Genomic DNA, 12,442 nt, shown 5'->3' with positions numbered 1-12,442 from the left:
GCGCGGACCGGCTTCGACGAGGTCGGGCCGGCTCGCCGCACTCACCAGGGGTCCCGGCGCCCAGGCGGTCCGTCTCCCCGGTGGCTCGTCTCCCCGGCGGTCCGGGGTCAGTCGGCGGCGCGTGCCGCGTCGCGCAGCCGGCGCCAGGTGCGGCCCACCGGGCCCGGCCCGCCGCGTCCGACGCCGGGCCCGCCGTCGTGCCAGGCCCGGGCCGCCCCGGCGAAGGTCTCCGGCGCCGTCCCGGTGACGGAGTCCCTCCGCGCGGCCGGTTCCGCCGGCCCGCCCGGTGCGGTCGGCACCGCCGGTTGCGCGGAGGAGGGCCGCGCCGCCCGGGCGGCGCGCAGCAGGTCCCCCGGTTCGAGGGCGTCGAGCCGCGTCCTCGCATGGCCGATCAGGGTGGCGCAGGCGTCGGCGATCGCGGCCTGGCCGAGCGGTCGGGCCGGGAGGTCCAGCCCCTCGGCGAGCCGGCCCGCGAGGGCCGTCCGCAGGTCGTCCAGGGAGAGGTCGCGGACGGTCAGCGACAGGTGGGCGGACAGCCCGCCGGCGCCCACCGCGCGGTGGGCGAAGCCGCGCGGGACGTAGAGCACCTCGCCGGGTTCGAGGACGTGGCGCAGGCGTTGCGGCGAGTGCTCGTCGTCCGGGAGTTCTCCCAGGGACCAGTCCGGCGCCGCCGGCGCGTCGTGGACGTACCAGGTCTTGCGTCCGGCGCTCTGGAGGACGAACACGTCGGCGTCGTCGCGGTGCACCGCGAGGCCCTGGGCGCCGGCGGGGGTGACGAAGAAGAACGCCTCCACGCGCCGGTCGAGTTCCTCCGACAGCCGGGCCACCAGCTCACCGGTCGGGCGGTGCCACTGGTCGACGCACCGCAGCAGCAGTGTCGCGCCGGCGCGCAGGCGGGCGAGGACCTTCGCCCGGTCGGCGAAGCCTTCGTACGTCACGCCGTTGACCACGCGCGGGGTGGTGAAGGCCCCGGCCGGGACGGTGATTTTGTCGGAGCGCACCATCTCCAGGTACGGGGTGCGCAGCAGCCCTCCATCGAAGGCGGCGTCCAACGCGTCGAGGCCGAACGGCGGGGCGGGGGCCTGTGGGGTGAAGACCGCGGGCTCGCGCTGCCACCGGTGGTCGGCGAAGCTCTCGACGTCACCGACCCAGTGGGCCAGCGTGGGCGATTCCATGGTGTGTCCCGTGGTGTCAGGGGTTTCGGTTTTCGCGGTCGGCGGTCGGCGGTCGGCGGTCGGCGGTTTCCCGCCCGGGGCCGCCGGGTCAGGCCGCCGTCGCCGCGTCGAACCGCACGGAGAGCAGGGAGCGCAGGGGGACGGGGGCGTCCCGGTGCGGTCCCCGGATGACCAGGCCGTTGTCGAAGGCGACGGTCAGCAGGCGTTCGGCCAGCGGGACGACCAGGTGCTTGGCCCAGCAGCGCGCGCCCTCGAACCCGAACGGCATGAAGCCGGGCGTCTTCTCGGGGTCCGCCACCCCGGTCCAGCGTTCGGGCCGGAACTCCATCGGGTCGGACCAGTGGTCCGGGTGGCGGTGCATCAGGAGCGGGAACAGCGCGATGTCGTCCCCGGGGCCGATCTCGGGGTGCAGCGCGGTGTAGGCCTCCCCGCCCTTGCGCCACAGCATCCACGCGGGTGGGAGCAGCCGCAGGGTCTCCCACAGGGCGGCGGTGAGGTCGGCGGGGGCCGCGTCCGGTTCCCCGCCCTGCTGCTCCTGCCGCAGCAGCCACACGGCGTTGCCGGCCAGTGCGGCCACGCCGTCGCAGAGGGTGGCCGTCGCCCGCCGGTACATCGCGACGGCCTGCTTGCGGTCCAGGGGGTCGGAGGCTCCGCGGATCAGTTCGGCCAGGGCGGTCGACGTTCCGGCGGCCCCGGGCCCCGGCCAGGCGGTGACGGCGCGGTCGACGATCCGGGAGAGCACGTCGGAGCGGGTGACGCCGCGTCTGGACAGCAGGGAGACCGGCAGCGGGTCGGACCCGAAGAGCCAGCGGCGCAGGTAGGAGGTGGACGCGTAGGGCCAGGCGCCGGCGAGTCCGCGGGCCGGGGGCGGCGGTGTCCGGATGCCGGCCATGACGTCCTGGCCGAGCGCGCGGATCGTCCGGGTCGCGCTGTCGTGGGGGATGTCGGCGCCCGCGGCCGGCTTGTAGACCGAGCGTTCGTCGGACCGCACGGGACGCGCCGCGACGATTTCGGCCAGGAGCCGGCAGTCGGCGACGCCCACCGTGGCCGGGTCGATCCGGAATACCTTTTCGGTCCGGTCCAGCAGGTCGCGGATTTTCGGGGCATAAACCAGGGAATGGTCGCGCGCGGCGGTCGGCGCCATTTCTTCCACGAGTTTCCTGCCTTTGTCGGAATATCGGAATTTCGGTGGCGCGTCTTCGCGCCGCGTCGTCGGGCGGGGGGCGCGGCTCGGCCGCGCCGCGTCCCCGCCGCCCGGCGGCGGTACGTCAGATGACGTGCAGGATCCAGGCGTTGGCGGCGAGGTCCTCGTCCTTCTTGAACTTCTTGACGATCGCCTTGATCATCTTCATGGCTGTCTCCGTTCTGTGGCGGTGGGCGGGACACATCGGGCGCGACACGGGACGCGCCCCGGCCGGGCGGCGGATACGGAATTCCGTCGAAGGATTCCGAACGCCCCGTCCGTTCTTGGACCATAACCGACCGTCCGACGTTCCGACACCCCTTTGACAGTCGCTATTCGAATCCTCGCGCAATGTTGTCGGCCATTCGAAGGGCAAATTGTTATAACCCTGATCCGGAACGTCCGCGGGTGGGGGGAAGATGACGGTATGGAGCCGAGGGCCGGGGCCATCGGCCTGCCCGTCCACGCGCCGCCCGCGGCCCGCCGTCCGCCCGCCGCTGGTCGTCCGGTCGGCGGCCCGGGCGGGAACGGCGCCGCGGACGGGAACGGCGGAGGGCCCCGCGTCGCCGCGGGGCCCTCCGGTGCGTGCAGGAGCGGTCAGTTGTAGGTCGTGGTGACGGTGACGCCGCCGAAGCCCTGCTGGCCGTAGAGGCTGAAGTACACCCAGCCGGACGGCGGGTTGGCGATGGTGAGGGTCTCGGCGTTGCCGCTGTTGGTGGACTTGGCCTGGTACGAGCCGGTGGTGGCCCAGGCGCCGCCGTTGTAGTAGAGGTCGGCGTTGCCGGTGCCGCCGCTGGTGGTGATGGTCAGCTGCTGCACGCCGGCCGGGAGGTACAGGAAGCTGTAGCTGTAGTTCCCGGTGGTGGCGGCCGCGCCGTCGCGGCGGCAGTTCTTGTCGAACTGCCGGCTGTCGGCGGCGGTGCACAGCGGCGCCTGGGAGGCGGGCAGCGAACCGCAGTTGTCGGCGGCGCACTGCTTGAGCCAGGCGGCGAAGTCGGCGTCGTAGGCGGTGCCGATGGTGGACTTCAGCAGGGTGCGGGCGCCGTTCCAGTCGCCGACGCGGTACTTGGCGAGCAGCGCGTCGATGTCCTGCGGGTGCGACTGGAGCATGTAACGGACGGCCAGGTAGCCCCAGTTGTAGATCCGGGTGGAGTCCGCGTTGGCGTAGGTGCTGTCGAACAGGGTGCTCAGCGCGTAGGTGCCCTTGCCGGCCTGGGCGACCGCGTCGTCGTAGTGGACGCCCCGGTAGCTGTAGGAGATGTACTCGGCGAGGCCCTCGACCCACCAGATGGTCGGGGTGGTCATCCCGGCGTCGAAGTCGCCGTAGAAGTCGTAGCGGCCGTCGAGGTAGTGGGTGTACTCGTGGTTGAGGTTCCAGATCTGGAACTGGGGGCGCAGCCAGGAGGCCTCGTGGGCGATGAAGCGGGCCTGGTTGCCGGCCTTGGCAGGGTCGCCCTCCTCGTACATGCCGCCGTTGTCGACGGCGATCTTGTACATCTCCCAGGCGTAGAGGCTGTAGTTGTAGTAGTCGTCGAAGACGACGACCTCCAGGCTGGTGTTGTTGTCGTTGGCGACCGGGCCGCCGTCCTTGACCACCTTGTGGAAGTAGGCGTCCTGGTTGACCAGGCTGGTGCAGGTGTCGGCGAGCTGCTGCGCGGTCATGTCCTGGGCGCGGATGCGCAGGTTGGCGTTGCAGGTGTGGTCGACGGTGAGCACCAGCGGGACGAGCTTGGCCGGGACGTCACAGGTGCCGTAGTAGGAGCAGTTGCCGCTGTCCTTGTTCTCCGCGAACCAGAGCAGGTTCATGGTGAGCGGTCCGGTGTTGCCGACCAGCGGGTAGCGGTTGACCAGGTCCTTGACGATCGGGCGGCCCTGGGCGCGCAGCGCGTCCTTGGCGACCAGGTTGCCGATCTGGATGCCGATCGAGGTGACCGTGTCGGAGCCGGTCAGCTGGGAGGCGTTGCGGGTGACGAAGCCCGCCATGCTGGTGGCGAAGGACGGGTCGGCCTGCAGGGCGCCGACGAAGTCGGGCAGGTCGAAGCCGCGCTCGATGACGGTCTCGGTGTTGGCGACGGCGGCGGCCATGGAGCCCGTCCACGCGCTGGAGTAGCCGTCCAGCAGGCGCTTGACGACGCCGGTGTAGCGAGCGTTCTCCTGGGCGCTGTCGATCAGGGTGACGGCTTCGGCGAGGGTGGCGCCGTTGGCCTCGGTGACGTCCTTGCTGTGCGGGGCGGCGAAGAAGCCGTCCAGCGCGCCGCGGACGGCGGTCTGCAGGGCGGTGCCGTACGGGCCGACGACGTCCTTGTTGTTCCACTGGACGTAGTAGCCGGCGCGCAGGAAGAGCACCAGCTGGCCGGCAGAGGTGGAGTCGTCGCCGGGGTAGGCGGCGGAGACGTCGCGCAGGGCGTTGGCGACGCTGACCATCTGGGCCTCGTTGAACGCGGCCCTGGCGTTGTCGCCGGTCAGGGTGAACAGCGTGTTGACGCAGTCGAGGCCGGCGGCCTTGACCTGCTGGACCAGCGCGGCACCGGAGTTGCCGGTGAACGCGGACACGTCGCAGGCGTTGGCGGCGAGCTGCCGGGGCGCCTTGGCGTTCGTGCCGATGGTGCTGCCCGCCGTCGGGGCGGTGGCCTTGGCCCGCGCGTCCGAGGCGAGCGGCCGGGCGTCCCTGGGGGTGTCGGGCGACTTGGGCACGGGGATGGCGTGCGGCGCGGCGGACTTGGCGGTGGGCGCGGTCGGCTTGCCCTGGGGAGTGGGGGCGGGCGCCGCGTGGGCCTGCGGTGCGAAGAGTCCGAGCGCGAGGAAGAAGGCGGCGCCGAGCGCAGGGAGCCTGCGCGCGTTCGCCTTCGCTATCCGGAAGGGACGCATGTGTGGGGGCCTCCGGGGCCGGTGGTGGCCGTGGTTGGGGACACAGCCGCTCCAATGTGTGACATGTAAAATGGCACACGGGTGGCGGCTGCGGGAAGCCCCGGGAGCGGAAAAGTTGTCAGACCCTGACGGGAAGCCCCCGATCGAGCGTCAAAGCCGAGGAATAAGCAGGAGCCCATGGCTCGTTCCTGCAAGTCATACGCAATAGTGTTGTCCCGGCACGATCAGCATCGCTCAACCCGCCGAAAGGGGCCGTGTCCTGATGGGCACCTACACGCTTCCCGACCTTCCGTACGACTACTCCGCGCTTGAGCGGGCGATGTCGGCCGAGATCCTGGAGCTGCACCACTCCAAGCACCACGCCGCCTACGTCAAGGGCGCCAACGACACCCTCGACCAGCTCGCCGAGGCGCGCGACAAGGACCAGTTCGGCGGCCTGGTCGGCCTTCAGAAGACCTTCGCCTTCCACCTGTCCGGCCACGTGCTGCACTCGCTGTTCTGGCAGAACCTCTCCCCGGAGGGCGGCGACCGCCCCGAGGGCGAGCTGGCCGACGCCATCACCGAGCACTTCGGCAGCTTCGAGGCATTCAGGAAGCAGCTCACCACCGCCACCACCGGCGTCCAGGGCTCCGGCTGGGGCATCCTCTCCTGGGAGCCGCTCGGCAAGCGCCTGATCGTCGAACAGGTCTACGACCACCACGGCAACGTCGGCCAGAACACCACGCCGCTGCTGGCCTTCGACGCCTGGGAGCACGCCTACTACCTGCAGTACCGCAACGTCCGCCCGGACTACGTCACCCGCCTGTGGGACGTCGTCAACTGGCAGGACGTCTCGGCCCGCTTCGCGGCCGTCACGGGCGCCTGACCTCGTTCGGGTGACGGGGAGGGTCCCGGACCGGTCGGGTGGTCCGAGCCCCTCCCTTCCGCTCCGCCCGCAGAGCACACCACCGCCTGCCCCTGTCCCTGCCTCGTTGCCGTCGCCTGGGCCGGGCCCGGGGCCGGGCCTCCTGAGGGCGGTCGACGATCAAGCCTTCACCTGCGATGACGGGGGATTTCGGGAACCCGTTCGATCGGGTTCACGTCATGAACCTCGGAGAGACCGCAGACAGGTGGGGGGCAGTCAGCCGATGGACCGCAAAGCACGGATGAAGGACCTGGCCGGCAGTCGGGTGGCGCTCGCGGTGGCGGCCGTCGCCCTGGCGGCGGGCGCCTGGGGGGTCGCGACCCTCGCCGGGCCGGACGGCGTCCCCCGGCAGGACATCGCACAGGAGCAGGGCACGTCCGCCGACGGCAGCGGCGGGGACGGCGCCAAGGGCGGCGACGGCGGCACGCAGCAGGGCAGCGGGATACCCGACGGCATCGCCCACGCCTCCGAGAGCGGTGGCAACGCCGTCAACATCACCATCGACGACGGCCCCGATCCGAACTGGACGCCGAAGGTCCTCGACGTCCTCAAGCGGCACGGCGTGAAGGCGACGTTCTGCATGATCGGACCGCAGGCCAAGGCCCACCCCGACCTGGTCAAGCGGGTCGTCGCGGAGGGCCACCGGCTCTGCGACCACACCGTGGACCACGACACCTCCATGGACAAGAAGCCGGTCGCGTACCAGGAGAAGGAGATCCTGGACGCGAAGAAGATGATCGAGGACGCCGCGGGCGGCGCCAAGGTGATGTACTACCGGGCTCCCGGCGGCTCGTTCACCCCCGACAGCCGGCGCATCGCCGCCGCGAACGGCATGCGTCCGCTCGGCTGGAACGTCGACTCGAAGGACTTCAACAAGCCCGGCACCGGCGCCATCGTGGACACCGTCAAGAAGGAGCTCCACCTCGGCCCGACCATCCTGTTCCACGACGGCGGCGGCGACCGCCAGCAGACCGTCGAAGCCCTCGACCAGGTGCTCACCTGGCTGAAGGCCCAGGGCCGCCCCACCGGCTACCCGGTCCAGACCACTCCGTGACGCGTTGCGCCGCCCGGGCGGGGCGGTGCGGCGGTCGTGCCGCCACCGCCCCGCAACCGGTCGTCAGGGCGTGCCGAAGAAGCCGTCCAGGATGCGCTGGGCGGCCAGTCCGGCCGGGAGGGTGCCGGCGCGGACCCGGGCTTCCAGGTCGGGGGCCAGGCGCCGTACGTCGGGGTGCTCGTGCAGGCGGGCGTAGAGCTGGTCGTGGACCATCGCCCAGGTCCACTCGACCTGCTGGTCGCGGCGCTTGGCGGCCAGGGCGCCGGTGGCGTCGAGGACCTTGCGGTGCTGCTGGAGGCGCTCCCAGAGCACGTCGAGGCCGGCGTTCTCACGGCCGCTGCAGGTGAGGACGGGTGGGGTCCAGGCCGCGTCGGGGGCCTGCAACAGCCGCAACGCGCCCGCGAGTTCGCGGGCCGCGGCGCGGGCGTCGGTCTCGTGCGGGCCGTCCGCCTTGTTGATCGCGATGACGTCGGCGAGTTCCAGGACGCCCTTCTTGATGCCCTGGAGCTGGTCGCCGGTCCGGGCGAGGCTGAGCAGGAGGAAGGTGTCCACCATGCCGGCCACCGCCGTTTCGGACTGGCCGACGCCGACCGTCTCGATCAGCACCACGTCGTATCCGGCCGCCTCCATCACCACCATCGACTCGCGGGTGGCCTTGGCGACGCCGCCCAGGGTCCCCGAGGTGGGGGAGGGGCGGACGAAGGCCTGCGGGTCGACGGCCAGGCGCTCCATCCGGGTCTTGTCGCCCAGGATGGAGCCGCCGGTCCGGCTGGAGGTCGGGTCGACGGCGAGGACCGCGACCCGGTGGCCCTCCCCCGTCAGCATGGTGCCGAAGGAGTCGATGAAGGTCGACTTGCCGACACCGGGAACCCCGGTGATGCCCACCCGGACCGCCCCGCCCGCGTGCGGCAGCAGCCGCTGGAGCAGCTGCTGCGCGAGCGCGCGGTGGTCGGGACGGGAGGACTCGACGAGGGTGACGGCGCGCGCGATCCAGGCGCGCGAGCCGTCGAGGACACCCGTCACGTAGCTGTCGAGGTCGATCGTCCGCGGAGGCATCGGCTCAGCGGCTCACAGCTCGTGGCCGAGCTCGGACGCCAGGGCCGTCAGCAGGTCGTGCGCGGCGTCCGGGATGACCGTGCCCGGTCCGAACACCGCCGCCGCGCCCGCCTCGTACAGCGCGTCGAAGTCCTGCGGGGGGATGACCCCGCCGACCACGATGGTGATGTCCTCCCGGCCCGCCGCGGCGAGTTCGGCGCGCAGCGCGGGCACCAGGGTGAGGTGGCCGGCGGCCAGCGAGGAGACGCCGACGATGTGCACGTCCGCCTCGACGGCCTGCCGGGCGACCTCCGCCGGGGTCTGGAACAGCGGGCCGACGTCCACCGTGAAGCCGAGGTCGGCGAAGGCGGTGGCGATCACCTTCTGGCCGCGGTCGTGGCCGTCCTGGCCCATCTTGGCGACCAGGATGCGCGGCCGGCGGCCCTCGGCCTCCTCGAACCGCTCGACCAGGTCGCGGGTGCGCTGGAGGGAGGCCGACGGGCCCGCTTCGTCTCGGTACACACCGGAGATGGTACGGATCTGGCCGGAGTGGCGGCCGTACACCTTCTCCAGGGCGTCCGAGATCTCGCCGACGGTGGCCATGGCCCGGGCCGCGTTGACGGCCAGGTGCAGCAGGTTGCCGTCCAGCGAGCCGCCGCGCTGCGGTCCGGCCTCGGCGGCCCGGGTGAGCGCGTTCAGCGCGTCCTGCGTGGCGGCCTCGTCGCGCTCGGCGCGCAGCCGGCGCAGCTTCTCGATCTGGCGGGCCCGCACCGCGGAGTTGTCGACCTTGAGGACGTCGATCTGCTCGTCGCTCTCCACCCGGTACTTGTTGACGCCGATCACCGGCTGGCGGCCGGAGTCGATGCGCGCCTGGGTGCGGGCGGCGGCCTCCTCGACGCGCATCTTGGGGATGCCGGCGTCGATCGCCTTGGCCATGCCGCCGGCGGCCTCGACCTCCTGGATGTGCTGCCAGGCGCGTGCCGCCAGGTCGTTGGTCAGCTTCTCGACGTACGCCGAGCCGCCCCACGGGTCGATGACCCGGCAGGTGCCCGACTCCTGCTGCAGCAGCAGCTGGGTGTTGCGGGCGATCCGGGCGGAGAAGTCGGTGGGCAGGGCGAGCGCCTCGTCGAGGGCGTTGGTGTGCAGCGACTGGGTGTGGCCCTGGGTGGCGGCCATCGCCTCCACGCACGTGCGGGTGACGTTGTTGAACACGTCCTGCGCGGTGAGCGACCAGCCGGAGGTCTGCGAATGGGTGCGCAGCGAAAGCGACTTGGGGTTCTTCGGGTCGAACTGCTTGACCAGCTTGGCCCAGAGCAGCCGGGCCGCGCGCAGCTTGGCGACCTCCATGAAGAAGTTCATGCCGATCGCCCAGAAGAACGACAGCCGCGGCGCGAAGGCGTCCACGTCCAGCCCCACGTCCAGGCCCGCGCGCAGGTACTCCACCCCGTCGGCCAGGGTGTAGGCCAGCTCCAGGTCGGCGGTGGCCCCGGCCTCCTGGATGTGGTAGCCGGAGATGGAGATCGAGTTGTACCGGGGCATCTTCTGCGAGGTGTACGCGAAGATGTCCGAGATGATCCGCATCGACGGCTGCGGCGGGTAGATGTAGGTGTTGCGGACCATGAACTCCTTGAGAATGTCGTTCTGGATGGTCCCCGCCAGCTTCTCCGGCGGCACGCCCTGCTCCTCGGCGGCGACGATGTACAGCGCCAGCACCGGGAGGACGGCGCCGTTCATGGTCATCGACACCGACATCCGGTCCAGCGGGATGCCGTCGAACAGCTGGCGCATGTCGTAGATCGAGTCGATCGCGACGCCCGCCATGCCGACGTCGCCGGTGACGCGCGGGTGGTCGCTGTCGTAGCCGCGGTGGGTCGGCAGGTCGAAGGCGACCGAGAGGCCCTTCTGACCGGCCGCCAGGTTGCGGCGGTAGAAGGCGTTGGACTCCTCGGCGGTGGAGAAGCCCGCGTACTGGCGGACGGTCCACGGCTGGTTGACGTACATGGTCGGGTACGGCCCGCGCAGGTACGGGGCGATGCCCGGGTAGGTCTCCAGGAAGTCCAGCCCGGCCAGGTCCGCCGCGGTGTACAGCGGCCTGACGCCGATGCCCTCGGGGGTGTCCCAGACCAGCTCGTCGACGTCCTTGCCGGTGGACTGCCGCCAGGCGGCCTGCCACTGGTCGTCCGAGACGTCGGCGGCGCCGCCGTCCAGCCCGATACCGGTGAAGTCGGGAATCATCGAGCCGCCTCGCTCTCGTCGTCGTCGGCGCCGCGCGCGCCGGTGATCTGGTCCAGCAGGGAGGTGAGGACGGCGACCGCGTCCCCGCCCGCGTGGACGAACCCGTCCACTCCGGCCGGGGCTTCGCCGAGCCGTCCGGCCAGCAGCACCTTCGCGGCGCCGGCCGCCTTCAGGGCGCCGGCGACGGCCTCGGCGTGCTCGCCGTACAGGGCGTCGCTGGAGCAGAGGCAGGCGACGGTGGCGCCGGAGGCGGTGAACGCCTCGGCGAACGCCGCCGGGTCGACGCCTTCGAGGGAGGTCGTCGCGATGCCGCCGGCCTGGAACAGGTTGGCCGCGAAGGTGGTGCGCGCGGTGTGCGCGGCGGCGGTGCCGATCGAGGCCAGGAACAGCTTCGGCCGCTCGCCGGTGGCCGCGAGCGCGGCGTCCGAGCGGTCCCGCAGCGCCTCGTACGCCTCGGCGCGGCGCACCTGCGGCAGGCCGCCGGCGAGCGCGGCCGGGGCCGGCTCGCGGACCAGCGGCTGCTCGTCCAGGTGCGGGAACTCGCTGACGCCGGTGACCGGTTCGCGCCGCTTGGCGAGCCTGACGGACCGCTCCGCCCAGGTCACGGCGAGCCGCTCGCCGACCAGCCCGGACCCGAGGGCGGCCTGCTGGCCGCCGGCCCGCTCGATCTCCTGGAACCAGGCCCAGGCGGCCCGGGCCAGCTCCTCGCCGAGCTGCTCGACGTACCAGGAGCCGCCGGCCGGGTCGATCACCCGGGCCAGGTGGGACTCCTCCAGCAGGATCGACTGGGTGTTGCGGGCGATCCGGCGGGCGAAGGCGTCCGGCTGGCCGAGCGCGCTGTCGAAGGGCAGCACGGTGACGGCGTCGGCGCCGCCGACCCCGGCGGCCAGGCAGGCGATGGTGGTGCGCAGCATGTTCACCCACGGGTCGCGGGCGGTCATCATCACCCGGGAGGTGACGGCGTGCTGACGCTGCGCCGAGGCCGCGGCGGACGCCCCGGACACCTCGGCGACGCGGGCCCAGAGGCGGCGCGCGGCACGGAACTTGGCGATGGTCAGGAACTGGTCGGCGTCGGCCGCGTAGCGGAACTCCAGCTGGCCGAGCGCGGCGTCCACCGACAGTCCGGCGGCGGTGAGCGCGCGCAGGTAGGCGACGCCGGTGGCGAGCGCGCAGCCCAGCTCCTGCGCGGGGGAGGCGCCGGCCTCGTGGTACGGCAGGGCGTCGACGGTCAGCGCCCGGACGTTCGGGTAGTCGGCGGCGCAGCGGGCCGCGAGCGCGGTGGCCTCGGCGAGCAGCGCGTCGGTGCGGGCGGTGTCGCCGGTGCGGGCCTGGAGGCCGAGCGGGTCGGCGCCGAGGTTGCCGGAGGCGTCGCCGGGGGAGACCTCGCGCTGCTCGTAGAGCTTGAACAACTGCTCGGCGGCGTCGGTGAATTCGGGTCCGGCGTCGAGTGCCACCGCGGCCAGGTCCAGGTACACGCCGGTCAGCGCCTCGGGCAGGGCGTCCACCGGGAGGGCCCCGCCGCCCAGTTCCAGCCAGAGCGAGCCGACGCCGTTCTCCAGGTCGGCCAGTACGGCCTCGTTGGCGCGCCGCCGGTCCGGGTCGGCGTGCCGCTGCCGTACGTCCCACCCGGCGACGGCCGAGCCCTGCGGCCGGCCGCCGCGGACGAAGGGCGGGAAGCCCGGGTACCCGGGGTCGACCGCGGTGTCCTCGGCGGTGTACAGCGGGCGTGCACCGAGCCCGTCCTGGAGCTCGGTGGTGAGTGCCTGCTCGGCGGCGGCGCCGTCCTCGGGCTGGGCACCGGACTTGCGCAGCACGCCCTGGACGAGCTGCTGCCACTGCTCACGGTGCGCGGCCGGGAACTCGGCGGCGAGGGGGAGCCCTTCGGGCGGGACCTTCATGTGCGCAGGTTAGCGCCCGTTCGCGTACCCGCAGGAGGGGCGCCGTGTGTGACCTTTCCCTCGATTTGGCGCATTCTCAGCACTCCGCGG

8 protein-coding genes are annotated in these 12,442 nt (G+C 72.4%); 2 read left to right on the top strand and 6 right to left on the bottom strand.

Translation table 11 applies throughout. From position 1 onward, the window contains the following. Positions 1-107: 107 nt before the first annotated feature. The 3 genes from ACIGG8_RS11120 to ACIGG8_RS11110 all read right to left on the bottom strand — a co-directional run bounded on the left by ACIGG8_RS11120 (position 108) and on the right by ACIGG8_RS11110 (position 5,226). Positions 108-1,175: a JmjC domain-containing protein gene (locus ACIGG8_RS11120; RefSeq protein WP_396547138.1), complete on the bottom strand. Its 1,068-nt coding sequence runs from the start codon at positions 1,173-1,175 to the stop codon at positions 108-110. 88 nt (positions 1,176-1,263) lie between these two features. Then, positions 1,264-2,319 carry a cytochrome P450 gene (locus ACIGG8_RS11115; protein ID WP_396547136.1) on the bottom strand — a complete coding sequence of 352 codons (1,056 nt, stop codon included), beginning with the start codon at positions 2,317-2,319 and terminating at the stop codon, positions 1,264-1,266. Between the two features lie 636 nt (positions 2,320-2,955). Beyond that, positions 2,956-5,226, bottom strand: a complete 2,271-nt coding sequence (locus ACIGG8_RS11110) for a M9 family metallopeptidase (protein WP_396547134.1) — start codon at positions 5,224-5,226, stop codon at positions 2,956-2,958. A 262-nt stretch (positions 5,227-5,488) separates the two neighbouring features. On the opposite strand from ACIGG8_RS11110, the gene ACIGG8_RS11105 reads away from it, so the two are divergent. Next, positions 5,489-6,091: a superoxide dismutase gene (locus ACIGG8_RS11105; RefSeq protein ID WP_350525031.1), complete on the top strand. Its 603-nt coding sequence runs from the start codon at positions 5,489-5,491 to the stop codon at positions 6,089-6,091. Positions 6,092-6,353: 262 nt separating this feature from the next. After that, entirely contained in the window at positions 6,354-7,184 is an 831-nt protein-coding gene (locus ACIGG8_RS11100; protein ID WP_396547132.1) for a polysaccharide deacetylase family protein, read from the top strand. Positions 7,185-7,247: 63 nt separating this feature from the next. On the opposite strand, the gene meaB is transcribed toward ACIGG8_RS11100, so the two are convergent. The 3 genes from meaB to ACIGG8_RS11085 are packed head-to-tail and all read right to left on the bottom strand — an operon-like array spanning position 7,248 to position 12,352. Further along, the gene (gene meaB / locus ACIGG8_RS11095) at positions 7,248-8,240 is read right to left on the bottom strand and encodes a methylmalonyl Co-A mutase-associated GTPase MeaB (protein WP_350525029.1); all 993 of its coding nucleotides are present in this window, start codon (positions 8,238-8,240) and stop codon (positions 7,248-7,250) included. Between the two features lie 12 nt (positions 8,241-8,252). Next, the gene (gene scpA, locus ACIGG8_RS11090; RefSeq protein WP_396547131.1) at positions 8,253-10,454 is read right to left on the bottom strand and encodes a methylmalonyl-CoA mutase; all 2,202 of its coding nucleotides are present in this window, start codon (positions 10,452-10,454) and stop codon (positions 8,253-8,255) included. Then, a complete protein-coding gene (locus tag ACIGG8_RS11085; protein WP_396547130.1) occupies positions 10,451-12,352 on the bottom strand; it encodes a methylmalonyl-CoA mutase subunit beta in 1,902 nt (633 codons plus the stop codon). The genes scpA and ACIGG8_RS11085 overlap by 4 nt, the downstream gene beginning before the upstream one ends. Positions 12,353-12,442 lie beyond the last annotated feature (90 nt).

Source organism: Kitasatospora sp. NPDC085464, from assembly GCF_044541955.1.
Classification (GTDB): domain Bacteria; phylum Actinomycetota; class Actinomycetes; order Streptomycetales; family Streptomycetaceae; genus Kitasatospora.
Note: the sequence above shows the minus strand (reverse complement) of the source record. Positions and strands in the feature narration are given on the sequence as shown.